The following is a 26,333-nucleotide window of genomic DNA, read 5'->3' on the forward strand; positions in this document are numbered from 1 at the left end:
TTTTACAAGAGCAACAAAAAGCCCGCAATTAAGCGGGCTATCAGGTAATTAGTTTCTATTTCTAAAGTCATCAGCAGTTTGCTTGAGGCCACGCATATAACCATAATCTTTGCACTTTTCATGTGCGTTATTATGGATTACGGCAAATACGTAATGAGCCTCTTCATTCATATATCCATAAGTGTAGACGATATAGGAATCAGAAGTTTTATTTCTTTCCCACTTATCAGGGCAAGATACTCCTTCGATATATATATGAAGGTGGTGTACCTCAGAATCTTGAATATTATCAGGCCGCAAAAAGGGTGCATCTTTACCTATGTAATGAGGCTTCTCTTGTGTGGTGAAATAAGTCTTAAGATCTTTTTTTAAAGGCTCTACATCTTTGCCGAGTTTTTTTATTCCGGCTTCAAGTGATGCGCTAAACTGTAATGATACTTCCAATGTAAATTTCTCAGTTAATGAATATTAAAAATCTCATTACTAACTGCGTTAGCTGCTATAAAAAAATCTTCAGAAGGTGTGAAACTGCAATTTTTATTAACAGAAGTCTCTTTTAAAGAGCTTCCTAATACTCTACAAATATTAGATATATTCTTTCTCAACTGCCCAGATTTAGAAACTAAGTCTTTAAAGTTTTGATGAACTACAGGGCCGTGTGCATTTAATATATCTTGGTTGTAAAGGCTCCAATTTCTTTTCAGGTATTCAGACACACCACGAAGAGCTAAATCTAGACTAACTAAATCATCTAAGTTTGCTAAGGTTTCTTGGTTAACGGTGTCAGAATTAGACAGATCAAAATAAACCTGACGAGCTTGAAGTAAAGTTTTATCAAGTTGTACTAATTTTTGCCCAAGCCTAATAGATATATCACTAGCACTTATATTAGTAGCTACTGACTTGCTTGGTATTAAAAAACTAACCTCTTCCGAAGCATTAACGGAAAAAGCACTGGAAACCAAAGTTGCTAACAACATAACAGTCCCCTTAAACATAGCGATACTCCTAGTATAGCGCATTAAATCAAACTACTTCATTCTAACTAACAATAAAATAGTGCGCAGATTATCCATGTATTGAGATAGAAAACAAGGAAAATAGAAAAATCAGTATAAATAATTATACCTAACAGGCCTTAATAAGGGCTTAATTATGATCTATTTTAATGCCAATTCCATCACTTACAGAAGTTACACTATACATATGAGATAGATTTATCAACAAAAGTTTGAATAGATTGTTGGCATTAGCTGTATTGGGACGCGGCACAAGCAGGCTAGCTGAAAAGCGTTACTCACAAAAAGCCCGCAATTAAGCGGGCTTTTACAGAGTATCGAGTCATCAACCTACAATTATAATATCGTGCTGTATTATGATTGCGTAATAAAGCTATAATAGGTTTGTTGTTAAGTCTACGACAAATTTACAAATTCCCCCTTGAAATACCCACCGACAAGCACAATATTTCAGTCATGGTAAGAACTTCAATTATTCACTTGTGTACCAAAGTGTGTACCAAATAATGAAAGGTAACATTATGACAAATCAAAAAGACATTACAAAACATGAGTTTGGAACAGACGCGGGTAAGATACTCAACTTAATGATCCATTCTCTTTATTCTAATAAAGAAATATTTTTACGTGAACTTGTGTCAAATGCCTCAGATGCAGCAGACAAGTTACGCTTTTTAGCATTATCACAAGGTGATCTGTACCAAGGCGACGCTGACTTACGTGTACGTATTAGCGCTGACAAAGAAGCTAACACCATTACTATTTCTGATAATGGTATTGGTATGACACGCGATGAAGTAATAAGCTCATTGGGTACTATTGCAAAATCGGGTACTGCTGAATTTTTCAAAAACTTAACTGGCGATCAAAGTAAAGACTCGCAGTTAATTGGTCAGTTTGGTGTTGGTTTTTACTCAGCATTTATTGTGGCAGATTTAGTAACGGTACGTACCCGTAAAGCCGGCGAAACAACGGCTTACGAGTGGGAGTCTCAAGGTGAAGGCGAGTACACGCTGCAAGAAATTGAAAAAGAGGGCCGTGGTACCGACATTATTTTACATCTTCGCGAAGAAGAAAAAGAGTTTGCTGATGAGTGGCGCCTGCGCAGCATAGTGACTAAATACTCGGATCATATTTCGACCCCAGTACAAATGTACAAAGCAGAAGTACCAGAGTCTGAAGGTGAAGATGGCGAAAAAATCCCAGCAGTACCAGGTGAGTGGGAAAGTATTAACCGCGCTACTGCACTGTGGACTCGTGATAAGTCAGAGCTTTCAGATGACGAATACAAAGAGTTTTACAAACACGTAAGCCACGATTGGGAAGACCCACTAAGCTGGGCGCATAACAAGGTAGAAGGTAAAACTGAATACACTAGTTTGTTATACATCCCTAAAAAAGCGCCATTCGACTTATGGAATCGTGATCGCCAAAGTGGTTTAAAACTGTACGTACAGCGCGTATTTATCATGGATGACGCTGAACAGTTCATGCCAAGTTATTTACGTTTTGTAAAAGGGTTATTGGACTCAAACGATTTACCACTAAACGTATCTCGCGAAATTTTACAAGACAACAAAGTAACGCAAGCTATTCGTAAAGGGTGTACATCGCGTATTATTAAAATGCTTGAGCGTATGGCTAAAAACAAAGCTGACGATTACCAAGTATTTTGGAATGAATTTGGTCAAGTGATCAAAGAAGGCCCTGCAGAGGATGCAGCTAATAAAGAAGCAATTTGTAAACTATTACGTTTTTCTTCTACGCATACCGATTCAGCAACGCAAGATGTATCGCTTGAGCAATATGTTGAGCGCATGAATGAAGGCCAAGACAAAATATACTACGTAGTGGCTGACACGTTTACTGCTGCGAAAAACTCTCCGCATTTAGAGATTTTCCGTAAAAAAGGCATTGAAGTATTACTGCTAAGCGACCGTGTAGATGAGTGGATGATGAGCCACTTAACTGAATTTGCTGATAAGCAACTACAATCAATCACCCGTGGTGATTTAGACTTAGGTAAGCTTGACGACGAAGAGACTAAAAAAGCGCAAGAAGAGTCTGAAAAAGAAGTTGCCGGTTTAGTAGAGCGTATTAAAACGGCGTTAGGTGATGAAGTTAAAGAAGTACGCTTTACGCATCGTTTAACCGACTCTCCAGCATGTGTTGTTAGCGATGACAACGACATGAGCTCACAAATGCAAAAGCTAATGGAGTCGGTTGGTCAAGCTGCTCCTGAAGCAAAACCTGTGTTTGAGCTAAACCCAGAGCATCAACTTGTTAAGCATTTAAATGATGAGCAAGACGAAGATAAGTTTGCACAGTGGTCGCATGTACTACTTGACCAAGCGCTACTTGCAGAGCGTGGCACACTTAAAGACCCTACAGGGTTTGTAACTCGCTTAAATAAACTAATGCTTGAATTAAGCAAATAAGTTTAAAAAATGAAAGATTAAGTTAAAAGGGAACGTAAGTTCCCTTTTTTATCCGCTATAAGCCCGCGAATGACTTATCAATTAGTATAAGTTGCTTGAGTATCGGCGGCGCTTATGGAAGAATTCAGGCTTCAAAAAACAAACTATTACTAAGGGACAATGATATGCGCATTATTCTTTTGGGCGCGCCGGGTGCAGGTAAAGGCACTCAAGCTCAGTACTTGATGGATAAATACGGTATTCCACAAATTTCGACTGGTGATATGTTACGTGCAGCAATTAAAGAAGGCACTCCACTGGGTCTTGAAGCAAAAAAAGTAATGGATGCAGGCCAGTTAATTTCTGACGATATTATCATTGGTTTAGTAAAAGAGCGTATTACTAAAGCTGATTGCGAAAATGGTTTTTTATTAGACGGTTTTCCACGCACTATTCCACAAGCTGATGCAATGAAAGAAAATGGCGTAGTGGTTGATCACGTTATTGAATTTGATGTTGCTGATGAAGTGATTGTTGAGCGTATGGGTGGACGTCGTGTTCATCCAGGTTCTGGTCGTGTTTATCACGTTGTTTATAATCCACCAAAAGTGGCAGATAAAGACAACGAAACAGGTGAAGAGCTTATTATTCGTGCAGACGATACAGAAGAAACAGTACGTAAACGCTTAGGTATTTACCATGAGCAAACTATGCCATTGGTTGATTACTACCAAGCAGAAGCTGCTGCGGGTAACACCCAGTATCATAAGCTAGATGGTACACAAGCTGTTGATGCTATTAGCAAACAGTTAGGTGAGCTATTAGGCTAATTTACAGTCCTATATTAAATAAAAAACCGCTAATGTAAAATTTAGCGGTTTTTTTGTGCAGAGTTTAGGTTAATTTAGAGTGCCTTTAGTTTTTCAATCACGCTGGCGTATTCTGGTTCAGTTGCAAGGCTACTCACTAATTGCTTATAAACCACGTTATGGTTTTTATCTAAAATAAGTACAGCGCGTGTTAACAGCCCCATATCTTTAATTATAAATCCATACTTCTGACCAAAGTCGTGCCATACCGAATCAGAAAGCACAATTACCTTATCTATGTTCTCAGCTTTGCAAAAACGTTTTTGCGCAAAAGGTAAATCGCTACTAATGGTCAACATGATTATGTTTGGAAATTGTTGTGCTACTTTTTCGTTAAAGTGTTTAGTTTGTAGGCTGCAAATACCGGTATCTAAACTAGGTACTACGCTAATCAAAACGGCTTGGCCTTTATACGCACTCAATGTAACAGGGGTAAAGTTAGCGTCGACCACTTTAAACTCTGGTGCGCTATCACCTATAGCAACTCCCTCACCTAATAAAGTAACAGGTTTGCCTTGTGCAGAGACTTTGCCTGCATCAAGCGTGTTTTCGGTATAATCGGCAGCAAAAGCCACAGAACTAAATGCACTTAATGCAAAAATTAACGAGCGAAACATAGGGTATTTCCTTTTAGATTCAGGCTGTAATAGCGTTAAGTGTATTATACTCGAAGTGCTCACCAAGCAGAATAAGCATGTGCTTTTATTTATTAATCAAAAATTGTAAACAAGGTATACTTTGATATAACATACACATGTAAAAAATATGTATATAAAAATAATAATTAAACCTTTATTAATGCAGTTTGATACCTAGAATAGGGTCAAAATAGAGAGAGAATATGTCGACATCGGTACTAATATGTGATGATTCAAAATTAGCTAGACGCCAGTTAGCTCGATCTTTGCCAGAGGATTGGGATATTAAAATTGAATTTGCGCATGACGGTGTAGATTGTATAAACCAAATAAAAAAATTACAGCCCGAAATTCTTTTTCTTGATTTAAATATGCCGGAAATGGATGGCTATGAAGTACTCATAGCAATACGAGAGCTGGGTCTTAATGTGCTCACTGTGGTGGTTTCTGGCGATATTCAGCCGGCGGCACATGAGCGTGTATTAGAACTAGGTGCAATTGATTTTATTCAAAAACCTTGCTCCGCAGAAAAGCTAGCCACTATTATTGAACATCACGGCATTAAAGACAAAGCAATACGAGAACGCCTTGCGCATTCGTTAGGTGAGCAGGTAGACCCAGATGTGCGAGATATATACCAAGAGCTTACTAACGTAGCCATGGGGCAAGCAGGGGATCTGCTGGCAAGGTTACTGAATGTATTTGTTAAGCTGCCCATACCAAATGTTAATATTTTAGAGGTAAATGAGCTTGATATGGCGCTGCGCTCAATTGATAACAGCACCTCAACCTCGGGTATTTGCCAAGGTTTTATAGGCGGCGGTGTATCAGGAGAAGCGTTATTACTTTTAAATGACTCGAGCTTTAAAGAAATAGCATCGCTAATGAACTACGACGGTGAGCTTAACGAAAAAGTAGAGCTAGAGTTGTTAATGGATATCAGCAATATACTTATTGGCGCTATTTTAACAGGACTCTCTAAGCAGCTCGATATGACATTTAGCCAAGGGCATCCCATAGTCCTGGGCCAGCACCGAGATGTATCAGAGCTGGTTAAATCTAACAAACCACGCTGGCAACGTACCTTAGCAATTGAAATAAGTTACGGTATTGAAAACCACGATATAAATTGCGATTTGATGTTGTTATTTACCGAAGACTCACTAAAAACTTTGAAGTACAAAGTTGCCTACCTATTAGAAGATTAACGATTATGTCAGCTGATTTAAATATGAATGAAATCCATTGGTTAATGGATATGTTTAATACTGTTGATGTGGGCCTAGTGGTGCTCGACAGAGAATATAAAGTGTGTGTGTGGAATGGTTTTATGGAAAATCATTCAGGATTACTGCCAAGCGCAGTTAAGCACAAAGACTTGTTTGATTTATTTCCCGCAATAGATGAAAAATGGTTTAGAAGTAAATCTGAATCCGTATTTGTATTAAAAAACCGCTCGTTTACAATTTGGGAACAGCAGCCTTATATTTTTCGCTTTAAAAACTATCGACCAATTACCGGTAAAGCAGATTATATGTACCAAAACGCCACTTTTATTCCACTAACAAATACCCGTGGTGACGTTGAGCATATATGCATTATTATTTACGATGTAACCGATGTAGCCGTTAATAAAAAAGAACTCGAACAGTTAAATAAAAAACTTGAGCAAGTGAGTCAAACCGACAGCTTAACGCAGCTCGCTAACCGAGGGCATTGGGAGCATACGTTACGCCAAGAGTTTTTGCGTACTAAACGCAGTGGTGGTTGCAGTACTTTATTAATGTTTGATATTGACCACTTTAAAAAAGTGAACGATGAGTATGGCCACAGTTGTGGTGATGAGGCATTGCGTCATATTGCAAAACTACTAAAAGACACTTTGCGCGAAACCGATATAGCAGGGCGCTACGGTGGTGAAGAATTTGCTATCACCTTACTCGATACCGATAAACAAGGAGCACTGATAATAGCTGAGCGTTTACGCGAGCTAATAGCGGCAACTCCGGTGGTTTACAAAGATCAGCTAGTGAGTATGACGGTCAGTATTGGCATTGCCTCTTATAGTAATGAATTTAAAAATCATGAACGCTGGATTGAGGCGGCCGATAAAGCACTTTATAATTCAAAACATAATGGTAGAAATAGTATTACTATGTTTGACAATGTAAAAAATGACGGCTAAGCGTCATTTTTTACATTGGTTAGTTAACGCGAGTATGCAGCGTTGCTTAATAAATCTATTATCCATAACCTAGGTTATTTACTCTGTAGTATGACGATAATCATCTATTGGACATTGACTAAGAATAGAAACCTCACCGCTACTCGACTCTTGCTCTAGCTTTACTTTAAACCCCCATAAACGGTACAGATGTTTAAGCACTTCATCGTGTGAGTTAGCGAGCGGAATATTATTGTGCGGCACATAACGTAATGTAAGTGATCTGTCGCCTCTAATATCAACATTATAGATTTGAATATTAGGCTCGTGATTGCTTAAATTATATTGCGCCGACAACGCTTCTCTCACTGCTTGATAACCATTATCATCATGAATAGCACCTATTTCTAAGTGAGAGTTATTTGTATGATCAACAATAGTAAATAATTTAAAGTCACGGATCAGTTTAGGCGATAAAAACTGGCTTATAAAACTCTCATCTTTAAAGTTTTGCATTGCAAAGTGCAGCGTGTCGAGCCAATTACTGCCAGCATACTGCGGGAACCAGCGTTTATCTTCCTCTGTTGGCTGCTCACAAATACGGCGAATGTCTACCATCATATTAAAGCCCAGAGCATAAGGGTTTATACCCGAGTAATATTGGCTATTATAAGGCGGTTGATAGATCACATTAGTGTGGCTTTGTAAAAACTCCATCATAAATGAATCAGTCAATTTTCCTTCGTCATATAAGTGATTCAAAATAGTATAATGCCAGAATGTAGCCCAACCTTCATTCATCACCTGGGTTTGTTTTTGCGGATAAAAATATTGCGATATTTTACGTACAATCCGAATGATTTCACGCTGCCATGACTCTAGCAGCGGCGCATTTTTTTCAATAAAGTATAAAATATTTTCTTGTGGCTCTTGTGGAAAATGACGCTCATGCTTTTTAGCTTCTTGTTGTTGCGCTGGAATAGTGCGCCACAACTCGTTTACTTGTGATTGTAGATAGTCTTTTCGTTCTTGCTGGCGCTTTTGTTCTTCAAATAATGAAATACGTTGCGGGCGCTTGTATCTGTCTACGCCGTAATTCATTAGCGCATGGCAAGAGTCGAGCAGGGTTTCTACCTCAGTAATACCGTATTTTTCTTCGCAGCGGCTAATGTACTTTTTAGCAAACAGTAGGTAATCGATAATTGAGCCGGCGTCGGTCCAGGTTTTAAATAAGTAATTCCCTTTAAAAAAAGAATTATGCCCATAACAAGCATGCGCCATAACCAGTGCTTGCATGGGCAGGGTGTTTTCTTCCATTAAATAGGCAATGCACGGATCGGAGTTAATGACGATTTCGTAGGCTAATCCCATTTGACCGCGTTTATAATTTTGCTCAGTTTGAATAAACTTTTTACCGTATGACCAATGGCTATAGCCTATAGGCATACCAACGCTAGAATAGGCATCCATCATCTGCTCAGCGGTGATCACTTCAATTTGATTAGGGTACGTGTCTAAGCGATAGTGCTGTGCAACACGGGCTATTTCATCACGGTACTGGGCCAATAACTCAAAAGTCCAATCTGGGCCATCACTTATATGTTTATCCTTCATATTTACTACCTCGCTTAGGCTATGCAGCCCCTTGCTGCTGACGACCTTTTTTAAATAGCTCTCTAAAAATAGGGTAAATATCCTCAACGCTTTGAATATGTTGTATGGCAAAATTAGCATGGCTTTGGGTTATGTCTTGATACTCGCGCCATAAACTTTGATGCGCCCGCGTGGTTATTTCTATATAGGCAAAATAGCGCACTGCGTTTAATAATTTATTACGCAAAATTTGTCCACATTGCGGTGTGTCGTCTGCCCAGTTATCACCATCAGACGCTTGCGCGGCATACACATTCCATTGTTCAGAGTTGTAGCGCTCTTTAATTATTTCGTCCATGAGTTTAAGGGCACTCGAAACAATCGTGCCGCCGGTCTCTTGGGAGTAAAAAAACTCTTGTTCGTCAACTTCTTTAGCTTGCGTGTGATGGCGAATATATACCACTTCAATGTCTTTATAGCTGCGTGTTAAAAACTGATATAGCAAAATATAAAAGCGCTTAGCCATGTCTTTTGTGGCCTGATCCATAGAGCCAGACACATCCATAATACAAAACATCACGGCTTTGCTGGTAGGGTGAGGGCGTTTTTCGTAATTACGAAAACGTAAGTCGTAATTATCAATAAAAGGCACTGCCTTAATTTGCTTTTTAATCAGTTCAATTTCACTACTTAACAGCACAATAGCAGCTTTATCAGGATGTGCTTGTGCAAGTAAAATAACTAACTGAGCTTCAAGCTCTGCTAATAAACGCTTTTTACCTGCGCTCATGGCCACGCGCCGTGCTAACGAGCCTTTGAGTGAGCGTACAATATCAATATTACTTGGCATACCATCGCTGCAAAAACCAGCGCGATGAGTTTTCATTTGTACTAGTTTGTCGAGCTGATTTTCTTGCAGGTTTGGCAGCTCTAAATCCTCGAACAATAAATCTAAATATTCATCCTTTGAAATCGAAAATACAAATTCATCTTGGCCTTCTCCCGAGTCGCTCGCTTCACCGCCTCCTGCGCCACCACCTTGCCCACCTTTAGGGCGCTCTACTTTATCGCCAGTAGAGAACTGATCGTTCCCTGGGTGTATTTGTTCTCTATTGCCGCCTTTGCCTTGATGAAATGTAGGTTCGCTAATATCGCGTTGCGGAATAGAAATACTCTCTCCCGAACTTGCGTCGGTGACACTGCGTTTATTAATCGCATCAGAAACCGCTTCTTTAATTTGTTTTTTATAGCGCCTAATAAAGCGCTGGCGATTAAGCGTGCTTTTATTCTTTGCGTTTAATCGCCTATCTATAAAATGCGCCATTAATTACCTCCTAAACTACCAACATGAAGGTTATTGCGATTTTCTAACCCGTAAATACCATTCAGATAACAACCGCACTTGTTTTTGTGTGTAGCCTTTTTCGACCATACGATTAACAAAGTCTTCGTGTTTTTGCTGATCCTCGGCAGAGGTTTTGGTATTAAACGAAATAACGGGTAGTAAATCTTCGGTGTTAGAGAACATTTTTTTCTCGATCACAGTGCGCAATTTTTCGTAGCTGGTCCACAGTGGGTTTTTACCGTTATGGTGCGCTCGAGCCCTAAGCACAAAGTTTACTATTTCGTTACGAAAATCTTTTGGATTAGATATACCCGCTGGCTTTTCTATTTTTTCAAGTTCTGCATTAAGGGCGTCTCGATCAAATAGTTGGCCAGTATCAGGGTCGCGATATTCTTGATCTTGAATCCAAAAATCGGCGTAAATAACATAACGGTCAAAAATATTTTGTCCGTATTCAGAATACGACTCTAAGTATGCGGTTTGCAGCTCCTTACCAATAAACTCAACATATTGTGGAATTAAATAGCCTTTTAAAAAACTCAGATAACGCTCTTCAGTATCAGATGAAAATTGCTCACGCTCAATTTGTTGTTCTAACACATAAAATAAATGTACTGGGTTCGCAGCAACCTCTAGGGTGTCAAAATTAAATACTCGCGATAAAATTTTAAAAGCAAAACGGGTAGAAAGTCCTGTCATACCTTCATCAACCCCAGCATAGTCTCGATACTCTTGATACGATTTAGCTTTTGGGTCGGTGTCTTTTAGGGTTTCGCCGTCATATACTCGCATTTTTGAAAAAAGACTCGAGTTTTCAGGCTCTTTTAATCGTGATAGCGTTGAAAACTGCGCTAAAATTTTAAGTGTTCCCGGGGCGCACGGCGCGTTGTACAACTCACTGTGCTGAAGTAGCTTATCGTAAATTTTAATTTCTTCGGTAACACGTAAGCAATAAGGAACCTTAACAATATATACCCGGTCTAGGAATGCCTCATTGTTTTTATTGTTTTTAAAAGTTTGCCACTCAGATTCGTTAGAGTGGGCTAGTATCATGCCGTTAAAGGGCAGAGCACTAATACCTTCAGTACCGTTATAGTTACCCTCTTGGGTGGCTGTTAGCAGAGGATGCAGTACCTTAATAGGCGCTTTGAACATCTCAACAAACTCCATTAAGCCTTGGTTTGCTAAACATAAAGATCCAGAGTAGGCGTAAGCATCGGGATCATTTTGTGCAAAATGTTCTAGTTGACGAATATCTACTTTACCCACTAGTGCCGAAATATCTTGGTTGTTTTCATCCCCAGGCTCTGTTTTGGCAATCCCTATTTGATTTAAAATAGAAGGGTAGCGCTTAACCACTTTAAATTGGCTAATGTCTCCGTTAAATTCTTTTAAGCGTTTTCCGGCCCAAGGCGACATAATGGTTTTTAAATAGCGAGGTTTAATGCCGTATTCTTGTTCAAGTAATTTAGCATCTTCAATCGGGTCGAATAATGACAGCGGATGGTCGTTTACAGGGGAGCCTTTAATAGAATAAATTGGTACTTGTTGCATCAAGTATTTCAGTTTTTCGGCAATTGATGATTTACCACCACCAACCGGACCCAATAAATAAAGAATTTGTTTACACTCTTCGAGACCTTGAGAGGCGTGTTTTAAATAAGAAACAATTTGCTCGATGGCATCTTCCATACCATAAAAATCGGCAAAGGCAGGGTAGCGTGCTACAACACGATTAGAAAATAATCGACTTAAGCGTGCGTCTGTTGCTGTGTCTACCATTTGTGGCTCGCCAATTGCCATTAGTAGGCGCTCAGGGGCACTTGCATAGGCAGATTTGTCGGTTTTACAAATATCTAAAAACTCAGCGATACTGTACTCTTCTTCTTGTCCAGCTTCGTATCGTGCTTGGTAATGATCAAAAATCGTCATAAAGACCTCCAAAACCCACTTTAAAAATAGCTTAACTTCTTAAAGTCTAGTCACGATTTTGAATTTTTGTGCAATAAAATTAAAAATTTATATTAAAAATTATGATCTTGACTTTTTAATATAAGAGGTACTAGTACAGGGAGGTGGTAATTGACCAAGCATAAAAAAAGACGCCGCAGCGTCTTTTTAAATTTAGCTTTTAAGGGCTAATTAAGCGAAGTTAGCGTTCGCGAATTCCCAGTTAACTAGCGACCAAAAACCTTTAAGGTAATCTGGACGAACGTTACGGTAATCGATGTAGTAAGCGTGTTCCCATAAATCCACAGTTAGGATTGGAGTAACGCCATCATCAGTTAATGGTGTAGCAGCGTTAGAAGTGTTAACTATGTCTAGTGAACCATCAGCTAGTTTAACTAACCAAGTCCAGCTTGAACCAAAGTTATTAACTGCTTTGTCGTTTAATGCTTCTTTAAATGCATCAAAAGAGCCCCATTTAGCATTGATTGCATCAGCAACCGCGCCAGTAGGTGCGCCACCGCCATTTGGCGATAAACTGTTCCAGTAGAACGTATGGTTCCAGATTTGTGCAGCGTTGTTAAATACGCCACCGTCTGATGAACATACGATTTCTTCTAGAGATTTGTTTTCAAACTCAGTGCCTGGGATCAAGCCATTAAGTTTAACAACATAAGTGTTGTGGTGTTTACCATGATGAAACTCAAGAGTTTCTTTTGAAATATGTGGCTCAAGTGCATCAATTGCATATGGTAGTGACGGTAGTTCAAATGCCATTTTTTATCTCCATCTTCTTTTAGTTAATAGTCCATTTAGTAATACGTAATGCCTGTTGGAACAGGCCAGTTATCTATACCAAACGGGAATATAGTGTTACTATAATTGTTGAGTATTCTACTCAAGTTTTAGCAAACAGCAATGCTGTTGCTAAAGACTATTTCAATTGCGGCTTTATTTGCCCATTTTAAGTTATAGATCTATGGTCTCACTGAGTTATTTTCAAGGCCTAGGTATATTAAATTATCGTCATTTTGAGGTTGTAGATGGAAACCATTGATAAAATTAAACAGCAAATTTCAGAAAACCCAATAATCCTTTTCATGAAAGGATCGCCTAAGTTGCCTAACTGTGGTTTTTCTTCACAAGCATCACAAGCGTTAATGTCATGTGGTGAACCATTTGCATATGTTGATATTTTACTTAATCCAGACATTCGTGCTGAGCTTCCTGCTTATGCAAATTGGCCTACATTCCCACAGTTATGGGTAGATGGCGAATTAGTTGGTGGTTGTGATATTATCATCGAAATGTTTCAACGTGGTGAATTACAACCACTAATTACTGAAACAGCAGCTAAATATAAAGAAGCTGACGCAGAATAATATATCTCAATAAACACGCTTTTTAAGGTATATTGATACAAAATTTTGCTAAAACAATAAAACCACTTTTATAGTGGTTTTATAGTGGTTTTATAGTGGTTTTATTGTTTTTTATTAATCGTTTCTTATGTATGATTTTAGTATTAAAAATTTACAAAGCAGCCCCAGCCTTGAAAGCATAACCGCTATGCAACCAGAGCCCTCAGCTTTAAAAAGTTAACGTAGCTTACCGATAAAATACCTACTAAAAGCCAACATTAGAACACCACATTAAAGCGCTTTATCACACTGTAAGTACTTTATTTATTGCTTGAATAAAATGTAGTAACACTTAGTCCATAGAAAAATGATCTAACGAGGGCCTGCCTTTAGCTTTTGCGCGTTTTAAACCTAAATAACAAGCTAAATTACATAGTAATTGCAATGTAATTATGAGCCCACAACTAATAATAAAATTATTTAAAGTGGCTGTTGTATTATTCATTATAAAAACCAGCGTGACCAATAACTGCCACACCAATGCTGTATTTAAATAGCGCAATAAAACCTGCTTAAAGTGAGTATGTTTAAAGGTACTCAAAATCAGAAAAGCGAGGCTAATTATTAACACTAACCAGCCCGCAGTTAAACAAAAGTAGGCAACTGTATTTTGCATTTTAATCCTTAACCCTACTAATCACTTATTAAAATAAACGCACAAAACTAATACTAAGCGTGTGCCATTATTAGCTCTTTAGCGTTTGCTTTTGCTGTTTTACTTATATTGTCACCCCCTAATAGGCGGGCTATTTCGTTAACTCTGCCATCTTTGTTTAAAGGCAGCATTTGGGTAAAGGTTTCTCCATTTGCTATTTCTTTAGCAACAAAAAACTGTTGATGCGCGCTACTGGCTACTTGCGGTAAATGGGTAACACAGATCACTTGGGTAGACTTACCTAATTGACGCAATAACTTACCAACAGCAGAGGCCGTTGGCCCAGAGATCCCCACATCAACTTCATCAAAAATGAGGGTAGGTGTTGTGACTTTTTGCGCAATAATGACCTGAATAGCTAAACTTATACGCGACAACTCACCACCCGAAGCAACCTTTGCTAATGGTTGTAATGGTTGCCCTGGGTTGGTTGACACTAAAAACGATACATTGTCGTAACCTAAGCTATTGGGTGCGCGTTCGGTTTCTTGAGTTAGGGCAATTTCAAATATGCCGTTTTCCATTGACAGGTTTGCCATGCTGTCACTAATTAAGTGGTTTAGTGTATTAGCATACTCACGGCGGCTTTGGCTTAGTTGTTCACTAGCATGTTGATAATGGCTAAGTGTGTTTTCAATTTCAGATTCTAACTGCTCTAAGCGAGAGCTGTTATTGCTAATAGACTCAAGCTCTTGGCTAATAGCTTGGTGAAATTCAACCAATGCTTGCGGTTTAATATGGTGTTTACGCGCTAAATCCATAGCGCCGCTTAATCTGTTTTCTACCTCTACTAAGCGAGCTGGGTCTAAATCGGCCTGTTCAGTGTAACTGCGTACTTCTCGGCTAGCTTCCTCTACTTGTACTGCGGCCTCTGCAAGCAATGTAGCTACGCTTGCTAACGTTTCGTCATATTGTGCCAGCTCAGAAAATTGTTGCGCGCTGTGTTGCAATAACGAACAAGCATTTTGCTCATCACTTTCGTATAAATGCTGTAACTCACGCTGACACGTTTCTAAAATCGTTTGGCTATTACTTAATTTGTAATGCTCAGCTTCTATTTGTTCAAATTCACCTTCTTGTAGGGCAAACTCATTAAGCTCTGCTACTTGGTACTCTAATAGTTGTTTTTGCGCAGATTGTTGCTGCTGTTGTTGTTGTAAGTGTTTAAATTCTTTTTGTAAATTAGCAAATTGCTTATAGCTTTGGCTAACGTCACTGACCAAATTATGATGTCCAGCATAGGCATCTAGTAGCTGCAGTTGATGCTCGGCTTTTAACAAGTGTTGGTGGGCATGTTGGCCATGAATAGAAATTAAATACTGGCCAAGCTCTTTTAGTTGCGCTGCAGTTACAGCACTGCCATTAATGTAGCTTTTGCTGCGGCCATTTTTACACACCACGCGGCGCAATAAACATTCGTTATCGGCGTTGCTCAACATATGGTGTTCTAAAAAAGCATGAGCGAGGGGCAAATTACTTAAATCAAATTGCGCGCACACTTCCGCTTTATCTGTGTTTGGGCGCACAGCAGAGGCTTCGGCGCGCTCCCCTAAGCATAGCGAAAGGGCATCAATGGCTATCGACTTACCCGCACCCGTTTCACCGGTAATTGCGGTCATGCCGTTTTGCCACTCTGTACTTAAATTACTTACAATTGCGAAATTTTTAATTTCTAAACCAATTAACATACTGTTTATCCATCCAGTCAATTAACTGTTAATTTATACAGTGTTTTGGTTTTTTGCAAATTAAATTTTTATGACTTACGCAATTTCTTCATCTTGAATAATTTTAGAATGGCTATTAATTTCGCTTATTTCGTCAGCATTATTAATATTATCAGCGAGTTGTTCTATGTCTTCTGTTTTAATATTAACAATCAGGGCGGGTAAAATAGTTTGATAAAAAGTCTTGTTATATAAAATACCTTGCGAGGGAAGTTCTGCTACAAAGTACTGGATATTATCGACTAAATTTTGAGAAACATTGCTTTGATAAGTTTTAATTAACTCGTTCGACAGTACATTAATAAGTAAATCGGCAGTACTTTCTAACTGGTTTAGGTTTTCATCCGTGTGAGCTTGCACCACAAAAAAATTGCTTATAATTGCTTGTATGCGTGGCAGATATTTGGGGCGGATAAGTTTAGCGTCAAGTAACTCATTGAGCTTTAGCTTTAAGCGAGTATTAACTTGTGATACTCGAGCATTAAAAAGCTTTTTTTTCGCTTCGATGGCTTTTTTACGGTTATTTTCAACAATTAAATAACTAGCTAATAATGTAATTAATAATAATAAAGCAAAAAAAACAATATAAGTCATTGCCGCACAATCCTGATTGGGTTAGCTATTTTATAAAAAATATATTTTGCTCTAAAGCACGATACTTAGCAATAAAATTAGTATAAACGACTGCCCCAATTGAGCTTTTGGCGTAATACGTTGTAATAAGAGTAATTTTTAGGATGAATAAGGCGCAGCTTTTTATCGGCTTTTTTAATGACTACCTCATCACCGGGTAAAACGGCGAGTACTACATGGCTGTCGCAGCTAACTTGCAAGCTATCGGTGTTTTCAAGGCTTAGTTTTAAGCGCACTTCGTTATCAGCATCAACTACCAGCGGACGGCTCGATAAAGTATGTGGAAACATAGGCACTAGCGCTATTGCGTTAAGCTCAGGAGTAAGGATAGGGCCGCCCCCCGATAGTGAATAAGCAGTTGAGCCGGTAGGGGTAGATACAATAAGTCCATCAGAGCGCTGAGAAAACACAAAGTCGTTATTTATAAAGGCTTCAAACTCAATCATGTGCGCTACTTTGTCGGCATGTAAAACGGCTTCGTTTACAGCAGAGTTAGCACTTTTAAGCTCGTTATGACGATACACTTCTACTTCAAGTAAGAAGCGCTTTTCTTCAATATACTCGCCGCTGAGTACCTGCTCTAAACTGGCTTCAAAACCCTCGGGGTTTAAATCGGTTAAAAACCCAAGGTTGCCTCGGTTTACACCTATAACGGCTATATCAAAGCGTGCTAATACACGCGCTGCGCCAAGCATATTGCCATCGCCACCTACTACAATGGCTAAATCAGCTTGTTCACCTAAGTCGACCAGTTTAACTAACTTATTTTTGGGTATATCAATAAGTTGGCTTCCTGTACGTTTTTCTACAATAACTGCAAAACCAAGCGCAAGTAAAAATGTATGCAGGCGTTGCAAGGTTGCCGCCGCATCTGGATGATTTGGTTTACCAATAAGGCCGATAGTGCGAAAAGGAGAATCCATAATAAATACACAGCAAGTTTTAATATTTGTAGAGTAACCTAAAACAGAAGTGTTTGAAAATACAGATCGTTAGCAATACTGCCATGAATTAATCCTGCAGCTCATTAATTTAGGTGTCGTATAGCTAATCACTTGAAATTAAGAAGCTCTGCCCCGATATAAAGCACATGAGACAAGATGCAGTAACCATGAAACTAAACCCACGAGATCAACAAATTTTTGCGGCTGTAATGAGCACGTATTGTAATGGTGAGGGTTTACCTGTGCCATCAACAAAAATTGCCAAGCTAAAAGGTATGGCAGTTTGCTCGGCTACAGTACGTAATGCCATGGCACGTTTAGAAAAAGTGGGTTTACTCTACTCACCCCACACATCAGCGGGGCGCGTGCCAACAGACTACGGATTTGATTATTGGTTTGAGGAATTTTTTGCACTCGCCGATATAGCTAATTACTGGCAACCCGCGCAAACACAATTAGTTGAATTAGCGCATGGTTTAAGTCAGCGTTATCAGGTGTGTTGTTGTGTTGGTTTGCCACAAGTACGCTCGCAACAAGTATTTAGAGTGGAAGTGCTCGATTTTGATTCCACTGATTGGTTAATTTTATTAATAGACAGAGCAGGGCAAAGCCATAACATTTGTATTAATAAGCCCGATGACGCAAGTGATAGTGTGCGTTATCAGTTTGCCACGTGGTTAAATACAGTATTTAGCCAACAAACCTTAATAGAAGGTTTGTATCGTATGCAGGCAATGGCAAATACTGCGCCGCGTAACTGTCATGATTCACTGAACCAGTGGACGCGTGAACTAAGCCAAAAGCTTGGATCTGATAATAGTATTGTGGTTGGTGAAAACTATTTGTATAAACAAATAGATTGCGAGCAAAGCCTAAACATTGGGGTGTCTTTTTTAAATTTTGTTGAAGACAAACTAGTATTTAAAAATGGGGTGTCGGTACTTAATACTGAAAACCTCCCTTTTTCAGATTGTAACGAATTGATTGTGATTAGCTTGCCGTACTTTCAAAATCAAGAATATCAGAGTCGTTTTTGTGTAATTTGTCCAAAATCAGCGCCAATCGAAAAAATAATCCAAGAATTTAAATTAATTGAGACAGCTAACTCTTGAATCTTTTAATTCAATCCCCATAATTACCGCAGTTGTAAAGAATTGGAGCACATATTTATGTCTGAACAGAGACAAAACCCAGAACAAGAAGTAGAACTAAACGAAGACCTAGCAAAAATGGAAGCTGATGTTGAAGCCGCAGTACAAGCAGCAGAAGAACACGCAGAGCAAGATCAAGAGCAAAGCCCTGAAGCTGAAATTGCAATGTTATATGCAGAGCTTGAAGTAGCAAAGCAAACAATAGCAGATCAAAAAGATGGTGTAGTTCGCGCCGCTGCTGATGTTGAAAACATGCGTCGCCGTGCCGCGCAAGATGTAGAAAAAGCACATAAATTTGCACTAGAGAAGTTTGCTAACGAATTACTTCCGGTTATTGATAACTTAGAGCGCGCAATTGAGTTTTCTGATAAAGAAAACGAAACGCTAAAGCCTGTGCTTGAAGGTATTAGCATGACGGTAAAAAGCTTTAACGATGCTGTGGCAAAATTTGGCGTTGAAATTGTTAATCCACAGGGTGAGCAGTTTAATCCAGAATTTCATCAAGCTATGTCAATTCAGCCAAGCAACGATGTATCGCCAAATACAGTATTAGCGGTAATGCAAAAAGGCTACACCTTAAACGGACGTTTATTACGCCCAGCTATGGTTATGGTATCTAAAGCAGCTGACGCTTAAGTTGTTATAAATGATTTAAAAAATGCCTCAATTTGAGGCATTTTTTTTGCTTTTTAAATAGTGAACCAATTGCACTAAAACAGTGAGTATTACAGCGCCAAACATCAAGCTTGAAAAAGGCACGGCACTTTTAGCATGTAATATCGCTAATAGCGGGCCGACCAAAGCACCACTACCAAAGCGTAACGTGCCAATAACCGCGGTTGCTGTGCCTGTATTTGCTTCAAACTTCATTAAAATAAGTGAGTCGGCATTACTGGCTATTATGCCTAAGCTCATCATAAGTGGTGCAATAGCGCCAACAATAAAGTAAAGCGACAGCTGCATAACACTAAAAGTAAGTAACGCAGCGCCCGAAAGTAAGCCAAATATTAATCCGTAGTAGAGCATTTTACGAGAGCCAATTCGCGGCACAATACGAGTATTTAAAAAATTCCCCAACATGAGCGCTACAACGTTAAATGCAAACAAAATGCCAAATAACTGCTCCGATACTTTAAATAGGTCTAAGTATACAAACGGCACTGAGGTTAAAAAACAAAAAAATCCAAACGATACAAACATAGAGCTTAAAATATCGGCACGTGCATCTTTGTTGCTTAGTATTGTTTTATAACTATTAAAAAATAATGGCAGCCCTTTAAGGTTACTTTTAAAAATAGGAATGTCGATTAAATACACATGCACAAAGGCTAAAATAATAAAGCTGTAGGCCGCTAAAATTAAAAAGATGGTAGACCAAACAGAAAACCCTAAAATAAGCGAACCAATTGAAGGTGCAAGTAACGGCGCTACCATCATAATCATCGACACATAAGACATACCTTTGGCGGTGTTTTTTTGGTAAATATGCCTAATTATTCCAGGTACTACCACGGTTGCGGCTGCACCGGTAAATGCCTGCACGGTACGCAATACCCAAAATGCATATATATCGGTAGTAAAGGCAAGAGCTAATGACGTTATACCAAATAAAGTTAAGCCAATTTTAGCCAGTTTACGGCGACCAATTTGATCGGCAATAGGGCCAAAAAATAACATCCCTAATGCATAGCCCGCTAAATAAATACTCAACGATATTTGTACGTTAGGCATACTGGTTTGTAAGTCACCCGCAATAACTAACATTGCCGGTAAATACATATCAATTGCTAAAGGCGTAATTGCCACAATACTGGCGAGTAAAGGCAATAAAATACGGGTGTTAAAAGACGAAGCCGAGGCAGGCATTTATAAACTCAATCATTACTAAACAGGATGTGTAGTGTAACAGGGCATGCAGATTGGATAAACTTAGTTTGCCTGCTAAGTTAATTTTAATGGGTAAATGAATAACAAAAATTTATTGTTACTTGCTAAAAAGCAATTATTTTAAACGGCGGTGGTATTTGCTATTCTAGTGCTAACAAAAAATATAATTTGAGGGAATATAATGAAAAAACTCGTGATAGCTATATTAGCTACTGCAGTGCTGGCTGGCTGTAAAACATCACCAACAGGGCGCACCCAAATTGCGCTTTATTCTGATCAACAAATGAGTGAAATGGGCACAGCCAGTTTTGCTGAGATGAAAAAAAATCAGCCTATTAATAAAAATCCACAAACTAACGCGTATGTAAATTGTATTGCAGAGCAAGTAGTGGCTGTATTACCAAAAGAATACGCGTCGCAAAAATGGGAAGTAGTAGTATTTGAAGATGACTCAGCGAATGCGTTCGCATTGCCAGGCGGTTACATTGGTGTGCATACAGGGCTGCTAAAAGTGGCTACTAACCAAGACCAAGTAGCTACAGTGCTTGGCCATGAAGTAGGGCATGTAATTGCAGAGCATTCGAACGAACGTGTATCGCAAAGCTCAATGCTACAAACCGGCATGCAAATTGGCGGAGCAGCTCTTGAAATGGCCAATGTTGGGTATCGTAACGAAATTATGCAGGGCTTGGGCTTGGGCGCACAATATGGTGTTGTATTGCCGTTTAGTCGTTCGCACGAATCAGAAGCTGACGAAATTGGCTTGGATTTAATGGCGCAAGCTGGTTTTGATCCAAAAGAGTCAGTTACTTTATGGCAAAACATGAGTAAAGCGGGTGGTGGCGCAACGCCTGAATTTTTATCAACTCACCCAGCACCAGCAAGCCGCATTAAAGACTTGCAAGCACAAATGAGCCAAGCATTAGGAGAGCAAAAAACAGCAAGAGCACAGGGTAAAAACCCACAATGTAAGCTGTAATCTAGTTTAACTACAAACAAAACTCCCTGTGAGTAATTACTTACAGGGAGTTTTATATTCAGTGCTAACCTTTATTTACTGAGTAAATAGCTATTGATTAAAGCTTAAAATGTCCACTCAACATGAAGTTGTGGTACCGACTCTGTTACATCAGTGCCAAATTTGTTATGCCAATATTGCCATTCCATCCCTAGTAATAGGGTGTTTTCTTTCATTTCAAGGGCATGACCTAAATCCCAGGTAATGATAGGCTGCGCTAAAAACCACGCACGCACATCTTGACCAAATTCATTTTCACGCTCAGCAATGTATTCAACATGGCCTTTTACATTAAATTTTTGCGCGCCAATCATAAATGGGTAGTCAAACGCAACATCAAACATCCAGCTATTAGTCTCTATTGGTGCGCCACCTTTTGCTACGCCTTCACTGTCATCAATGTAGGCAGTTACCAATGTCTGAAAAAAGTTAAATCCAGGTACATCCCAGCTTAATTTAACACCCGGTAAGTATTTCATTACCTTGGCGTCTCCTGCTACGTTAATACCGGCGGTTAAACCAACATCAATTAACGCGCCCGAACCAACCTGCTGGCCGGTAATAGCCGATAGGCTAACGGTTGAATACCATTCGCCATAAAAATCACGGTCTTGAAAGCCATCTTCAAGGTCGTCTTTACTGTAATCAATAAAGAAAAAGTTATCGCCGTAATCATAACCAGATGCGTGCTGAATTGAATACACAGCGGTATCTGACTCTTGCTCTGTAAATGGGTTTGTTTGCTCGCCATAATTAATGTGTAGAGCAGTACTGCTCCAATTAGCAGCAACAGCTGAGGTAGATAAAGCGCAAGTGCTTAAACATAAAGCGGGAAGTAATTTTTTTAGTTTCATAATAATAATAATTAGAGTGACACGCGGGAGCGCTAGTATAAGCAAAGGGAGGTGGTTTGTTAATTATTATATTACACGTTGTAGCTTAATCACTAAGCTACAACGCAGTAACATTAATTTATGCTTTATTTCTGCGCAGACAAATAACCGCAATCGCACTAAAAGCTAATATAAAGCAGTAGTAAGAAGAAGTTGATACTTCCCATGGGCTAATTTTAAATGTAGCTCCAAGTAGTAATGCTTGCGCGCCATAAGGCAGTGTACCTTGCGTTACACAGGCAAATATATCGAGCAAACTAGCTGAGCGTTTGCCTGTAATATTACCGTCATCGGCAAGCTTTTTGGCAATTGGGCCGGTAACAATAATAGACACGGTGTTATTAGCAATACACATATTGCTGGCCATTACTAACGCCGCAATACCAAGTTGGTCTGCCACTTTTCTATGCCACTTAGCAATCACTTTGGTAATTGATTGGATTTTTTGCGCTATGTAATCCAGGCCACCATTAAGGCGAATAAATTCAGAAAGACCGCCTATAAACATCGACAGCAAAAATATTTCTTGCATGTCGGTAAAGCCTTTATAAATATCTTTTACAAAGCTGGCGCCTTCGTAACTACCAGTAAAACCCATAAGGGCAGCAAAAATAATACCGCTAAGCAAAACTACAAATACGTTAAAGCCCATCACTGCAAGCACTAAAATAAAGGCATAAGGCAACACTAATAAAATGTCGTAATCTTTGGTTTCAACAACTTGTGCAGCGGGTGTTAAATATAACAACAACGCAATTGTGACAATAGCGGCTGGAATAGCTATTTTAAGGTTTTCTTTAAACTTATCTTTCATTTCACAGCCCTGAGTACGGGTGGCTGCAATAGTGGTATCTGAAATTATCGATAAGTTATCACCAAACATCGCGCCCGATACTATAGTACCGGCCATGAGTGCTGGATCTATACCTGTTTTAACCGATACTGCATACGCTATAGGGCCAATAGCACCAATAGTACCCATTGAAGTACCCATGGCGGTAGAAATAACGGCGGCAATTAAAAACAATCCAGGGAGTAATAAAGAAGGTGGAATAATTGACAAACCAGCGTTAACAACTGCATCAACACCACCTGTAGCACCAGCAACAGCAGAAAACGCACCCGCAAGTAAGTAAATTAAACACATGGTAATTATGTTGTTATTACCTACACCTTTAATAAAGGTTTCGACGCTTTGGTTGATTGAGGTTTTATTTAAAATAAAAGCCAGAATAATGGCAGGTAAAATTGCTACAGGGGCAGGTAATTGATAAAAAGCGTAATCAACCCCTTGCGATTGTAAATATAAGCCTGAGCCTAAAAATATCGCTACAAAGGTAAGTAGGGGAAGCAAAGAAAGTATTGCTTTGTTTTTGTTAAATGATGGCTGCATCATATTCCTCGTATTATTGAAAAAAGATCACAGCCAAAACTCCTCTTTTAGCTGTGTTTAGCGAATCCTCCACTGTATTTAAACTAGGAGACCACTGCGCCCGCAAGCCAAAGACCAAATCGACGCTGAAAAAGAAGTTTAAATGTATAGACGGCTAAAGTAAACTGGTATTATTATTTAAATTCAAAGTGTGACCTGACTATTACATGCTATTTAGGTAATATCTAGCCTAGTAAATAGCGTTGATTGATCAATAGTATCTTCGCGCGATCCACAAGGTGCTGCAAATTAAAATATTAGGTAAGGTAATGACAAAAAATAGAATCGGTGTTTTTGGTGCCAACGGCAGAATGGGCTCAGCCTTATTAGAAGCAGCAAGTACAAAAGAGCATAGTGAACTTGCAGCCGCTTATGTGCGCAGTAGTTCACCGTTATTAGGCATTAATGTTAATCAACTAAACAGTGCTGCAGATAAAATAGTAACCTTTAGTAATGAAGCTAATATAACGAATGTTGATGTATTAATTGATTTTACTTTGCCAGCCGGCATGCGCACGCATTTACAAACAGCGGTTAAGCAAGGTGTACCTATGGTAATTGGTACCACGGGGCTTAACGAAGCCGATATGAGATTACTACACGAGGCTGCAAACCACATTCCTATCGTATTTGCGCGCAATTACAGTGTGGGGGTAAATGTATTACTTAATTTAGTGCAAACAGCTGCCACTAAGTTTGGCGATGATATGGATATTGAAATTTTTGAAGCGCATCATCGCCATAAAATAGATGCGCCGTCGGGCACTGCGCTGGCCATTGGCGAAGCCATTGCTGATGCAAAAGGCTGGGATCACGACGATGTTGCCGTATACGACCGCAGCAAAGTTGAGCAGGCTAAGTCGCAAAATGAAATTGGTTATTCGGTGCTCAGAGGCGGCGACATAGTAGGTGAACACACCGCATACTTCGCAACAATGGGCGAAAGGCTCGAATTAACCCATAAAGCAAGCTCAAGAATGACCTTTGCATTAGGTGCTATAAGAGCTGCAAGCTGGTTAGTAAATAAACCGGCAGGACTTTATGATATGCAAGATGTACTAGATTTGAAGTAGTTAAGTTGTTCTTTCGGCTGTTTGGGTCTGAATAAAGGTACAAGCAGTTATTTATTATAATTTACTAAATAGCGTTAGATCTAAAAGAAAACTTAATGTAAAATGCAGCCAATTTGCCAAAAATTAATAATCGCGTGTTTCCAATTATACCCAAGTGGCTTGAAAAAAGCAGGGTTCAGTGGGAATAAAGTCGTTTAAAGGCAAGAAAAAATGATTAAGGTTTAAAGCTCGTTATCGGCGTCATTTAACACTGTTTATAAAATAACTTTATCCACAAAACTCGCTTTAACAATCGCCTGGGTATTGGCGGGGCGTTAAGCATTTTGCTTAGCCTCGTTTTTTACTGTTAGGAGGTTAATTTGACTAAATCCGCTCTGTTAGTCCTAGAAGACGGCACAGTGTTTCGCGGTACTGCAATCGGCGCTGACGGCATGTCAGTAGGTGAAGTAGTATTCAATACGTCTATGACTGGTTATCAAGAAATTTTGACTGACCCATCATACGCGGAACAAATCGTAACTTTGACGTACCCACATATAGGTAATACGGGTACTAATAGCGAAGACGAAGAAGCGAATCAAATATGGGCCAAAGGCCTAGTGATCCGTGATTTGCCACTGCTAGCAAGTAATTTTCGTAGCGAGCAATCGTTAGATGATTACTTAAAACAACGTAATATTTTAGGTATTGCGGACATCGACACCAGAAAGCTAACGCGTATTTTGCGTGATAAAGGCGCTCAAAACGGGTGTATTATAGCCGGTGACGAATTAGACGAAAACAAAGCGCTTCAAGCCGCGCAAGCCTTCCCAGGCTTAAAAGGTATGGATTTAGCAAAAGTAGTCTCAACCAAGGAAATGTTTGAGTGGCGCGAATCAAGCTGGACATTAGGCGCAGGTTTTAAAACCTTAAACGCGGCTGATGAAAAGTTTCATGTTGTTGCCTACGACTTCGGTGTTAAGCGTAATATTTTACGTATGCTTGTAGATCGTGGTTGTAAATTGACTGTAGTACCAGCGCAAACTTCTGCCGCTGACGTACTAGCATTAAACCCAGATGGTATCTTTTTATCTAATGGCCCGGGCGATCCAGCACCGTGTACTTATGCCATTGATGCAATTAAAACGCTTTTAGAAACCGAAATTCCTATTTTTGGTATTTGTTTAGGCCATCAATTATTAGCGCTTGCCTCAGGTGCTAAAACAGTCAAAATGAAGTTTGGCCATCATGGTGCCAACCACCCAGTTAAAGATTTAGAACGTGATGTAGTGATGATCACCGCACAAAACCATGGTTTTGCTGCCGATGAAACTACGCTACCTGATAACCTGCGTGCTACGCACACATCGTTATTTGACGGTACTTTGCAAGGTATTCATCGTACAGATAAGCCAGCGTTTAGCTTCCAAGGTCACCCTGAAGCAAGCCCAGGCCCGCACGATGCCGCCCCACTATTTGATCACTTCATCGATTTGATGCAAGCGCGTAAACACTAATTTAACCGGAG

23 protein-coding genes are annotated in these 26,333 nt (G+C 39.3%); 10 read left to right on the forward strand and 13 right to left on the reverse strand.

Annotated elements, in window-relative coordinates; translation table 11 throughout:
- Positions 1–48: 48 nt before the first annotated feature.
- Positions 49–444, reverse strand: coding sequence for a type II toxin-antitoxin system YafO family toxin (locus tag PTRA_RS06455; protein WP_058373126.1), 396 nt, complete (start codon positions 442–444; stop codon positions 49–51).
- 14 nt (positions 445–458) lie between these two features.
- Positions 459–980: a hypothetical protein gene (locus tag PTRA_RS06460; protein ID WP_058373127.1), complete on the reverse strand. Its 522-nt coding sequence runs from the start codon at positions 978–980 to the stop codon at positions 459–461.
- Between the two features lie 560 nt (positions 981–1,540).
- Between PTRA_RS06460 and htpG the strand changes: the two genes are divergently transcribed.
- Positions 1,541–3,457 carry a molecular chaperone HtpG gene (gene htpG, locus PTRA_RS06465; protein WP_058373128.1) on the forward strand — a complete coding sequence of 639 codons (1,917 nt, stop codon included), beginning with the start codon at positions 1,541–1,543 and terminating at the stop codon, positions 3,455–3,457.
- 164 nt (positions 3,458–3,621) lie between these two features.
- Positions 3,622–4,266 (forward strand): adenylate kinase, encoded by a 645-nt coding sequence (gene adk / locus PTRA_RS06470; RefSeq protein WP_011327892.1) that lies wholly within the window; start codon positions 3,622–3,624, stop codon positions 4,264–4,266.
- 74 nt (positions 4,267–4,340) lie between these two features.
- Here adk and tpx read toward each other — a convergent pair whose 3' ends face one another.
- Positions 4,341–4,922, reverse strand: coding sequence for a thiol peroxidase (tpx, locus tag PTRA_RS06475; protein ID WP_058373129.1), 582 nt, complete (start codon positions 4,920–4,922; stop codon positions 4,341–4,343).
- 224 nt (positions 4,923–5,146) lie between these two features.
- Between tpx and PTRA_RS06480 the strand changes: the two genes are divergently transcribed.
- Positions 5,147–6,151 (forward strand): response regulator, encoded by a 1,005-nt coding sequence (locus tag PTRA_RS06480; RefSeq protein WP_058373130.1) that lies wholly within the window; start codon positions 5,147–5,149, stop codon positions 6,149–6,151.
- Positions 6,152–6,156: 5 nt separating this feature from the next.
- Positions 6,157–7,128 carry a sensor domain-containing diguanylate cyclase gene (locus PTRA_RS06485; protein WP_058373131.1) on the forward strand — a complete coding sequence of 324 codons (972 nt, stop codon included), beginning with the start codon at positions 6,157–6,159 and terminating at the stop codon, positions 7,126–7,128.
- Positions 7,129–7,206: 78 nt separating this feature from the next.
- On the opposite strand, the gene PTRA_RS06490 is transcribed toward PTRA_RS06485, so the two are convergent.
- From PTRA_RS06490 to PTRA_RS06505, 4 genes are all read right to left on the reverse strand, one after another.
- Positions 7,207–8,721 (reverse strand): SpoVR family protein, encoded by a 1,515-nt coding sequence (locus PTRA_RS06490; protein WP_058373132.1) that lies wholly within the window; start codon positions 8,719–8,721, stop codon positions 7,207–7,209.
- 19 nt (positions 8,722–8,740) lie between these two features.
- Complete coding sequence (locus PTRA_RS06495; RefSeq protein WP_058373133.1) at positions 8,741–10,024, reverse strand: YeaH/YhbH family protein; 1,284 nt, start codon at positions 10,022–10,024, stop codon at positions 8,741–8,743.
- Positions 10,025–10,054: 30 nt separating this feature from the next.
- Complete coding sequence (locus tag PTRA_RS06500) at positions 10,055–11,977, reverse strand: PrkA family serine protein kinase (protein WP_058373134.1); 1,923 nt, start codon at positions 11,975–11,977, stop codon at positions 10,055–10,057.
- Positions 11,978–12,187: 210 nt separating this feature from the next.
- On the reverse strand, positions 12,188–12,769 hold the full coding sequence (locus PTRA_RS06505) for a superoxide dismutase (protein WP_058373135.1): 582 nt from the start codon (positions 12,767–12,769) through the stop codon (positions 12,188–12,190).
- 266 nt (positions 12,770–13,035) lie between these two features.
- Between PTRA_RS06505 and PTRA_RS06510 the strand changes: the two genes are divergently transcribed.
- Entirely contained in the window at positions 13,036–13,374 is a 339-nt protein-coding gene (locus PTRA_RS06510; protein WP_004335359.1) for a Grx4 family monothiol glutaredoxin, read from the forward strand.
- Between the two features lie 708 nt (positions 13,375–14,082).
- Here PTRA_RS06510 and recN read toward each other — a convergent pair.
- The 3 genes from recN to nadK form a co-directional block, all read right to left on the reverse strand.
- Positions 14,083–15,756 (reverse strand): DNA repair protein RecN, encoded by a 1,674-nt coding sequence (gene recN, locus PTRA_RS06520; protein ID WP_058373137.1) that lies wholly within the window; start codon positions 15,754–15,756, stop codon positions 14,083–14,085.
- A gap of 75 nt (positions 15,757–15,831) precedes the next feature.
- Positions 15,832–16,389, reverse strand: coding sequence for a hypothetical protein (locus tag PTRA_RS06525; RefSeq protein ID WP_058373138.1), 558 nt, complete (start codon positions 16,387–16,389; stop codon positions 15,832–15,834).
- A 77-nt stretch (positions 16,390–16,466) separates the two neighbouring features.
- Positions 16,467–17,351 carry an NAD(+) kinase gene (nadK, locus tag PTRA_RS06530; protein ID WP_058373139.1) on the reverse strand — a complete coding sequence of 295 codons (885 nt, stop codon included), beginning with the start codon at positions 17,349–17,351 and terminating at the stop codon, positions 16,467–16,469.
- A gap of 167 nt (positions 17,352–17,518) precedes the next feature.
- Between nadK and PTRA_RS06535 the strand changes: the two genes are divergently transcribed.
- Together PTRA_RS06535 and grpE are read left to right on the forward strand one after the other, a co-directional pair.
- Complete coding sequence (locus PTRA_RS06535; protein WP_058373140.1) at positions 17,519–18,484, forward strand: HrcA family transcriptional regulator; 966 nt, start codon at positions 17,519–17,521, stop codon at positions 18,482–18,484.
- Between the two features lie 57 nt (positions 18,485–18,541).
- Positions 18,542–19,159 (forward strand): nucleotide exchange factor GrpE, encoded by a 618-nt coding sequence (gene grpE / locus PTRA_RS06540; RefSeq protein ID WP_058373141.1) that lies wholly within the window; start codon positions 18,542–18,544, stop codon positions 19,157–19,159.
- Positions 19,160–19,186: 27 nt separating this feature from the next.
- Here grpE and PTRA_RS06545 read toward each other — a convergent pair whose 3' ends face one another.
- The gene (locus PTRA_RS06545; RefSeq protein WP_058373142.1) at positions 19,187–20,389 is read right to left on the reverse strand and encodes a Bcr/CflA family efflux MFS transporter; all 1,203 of its coding nucleotides are present in this window, start codon (positions 20,387–20,389) and stop codon (positions 19,187–19,189) included.
- 202 nt (positions 20,390–20,591) lie between these two features.
- On the opposite strand from PTRA_RS06545, the gene PTRA_RS06550 reads away from it, so the two are divergent.
- Positions 20,592–21,389 (forward strand): M48 family metallopeptidase, encoded by a 798-nt coding sequence (locus tag PTRA_RS06550; RefSeq protein ID WP_058373143.1) that lies wholly within the window; start codon positions 20,592–20,594, stop codon positions 21,387–21,389.
- A gap of 104 nt (positions 21,390–21,493) precedes the next feature.
- On the opposite strand, the gene PTRA_RS06555 is transcribed toward PTRA_RS06550, so the two are convergent.
- Both PTRA_RS06555 and PTRA_RS06560 read right to left on the reverse strand, forming a co-directional pair.
- Positions 21,494–22,282, reverse strand: coding sequence for a hypothetical protein (locus PTRA_RS06555; protein WP_058373144.1), 789 nt, complete (start codon positions 22,280–22,282; stop codon positions 21,494–21,496).
- Positions 22,283–22,400: 118 nt separating this feature from the next.
- Positions 22,401–23,714, reverse strand: a complete 1,314-nt coding sequence (locus PTRA_RS06560) for a Na+/H+ antiporter NhaC family protein (RefSeq protein WP_058373145.1) — start codon at positions 23,712–23,714, stop codon at positions 22,401–22,403.
- A 308-nt stretch (positions 23,715–24,022) separates the two neighbouring features.
- On the opposite strand from PTRA_RS06560, the gene dapB reads away from it, so the two are divergent.
- Complete coding sequence (gene dapB / locus PTRA_RS06565; RefSeq protein WP_058373146.1) at positions 24,023–24,826, forward strand: 4-hydroxy-tetrahydrodipicolinate reductase; 804 nt, start codon at positions 24,023–24,025, stop codon at positions 24,824–24,826.
- A 359-nt stretch (positions 24,827–25,185) separates the two neighbouring features.
- Positions 25,186–26,322, forward strand: coding sequence for a glutamine-hydrolyzing carbamoyl-phosphate synthase small subunit (carA, locus tag PTRA_RS06570; protein WP_058373147.1), 1,137 nt, complete (start codon positions 25,186–25,188; stop codon positions 26,320–26,322).
- Positions 26,323–26,333 lie beyond the last annotated feature (11 nt).

Origin of the sequence: Pseudoalteromonas translucida KMM 520 (assembly GCF_001465295.1) — a bacterium.
Lineage (GTDB): Bacteria > Pseudomonadota > Gammaproteobacteria > Enterobacterales > Alteromonadaceae > Pseudoalteromonas > Pseudoalteromonas translucida.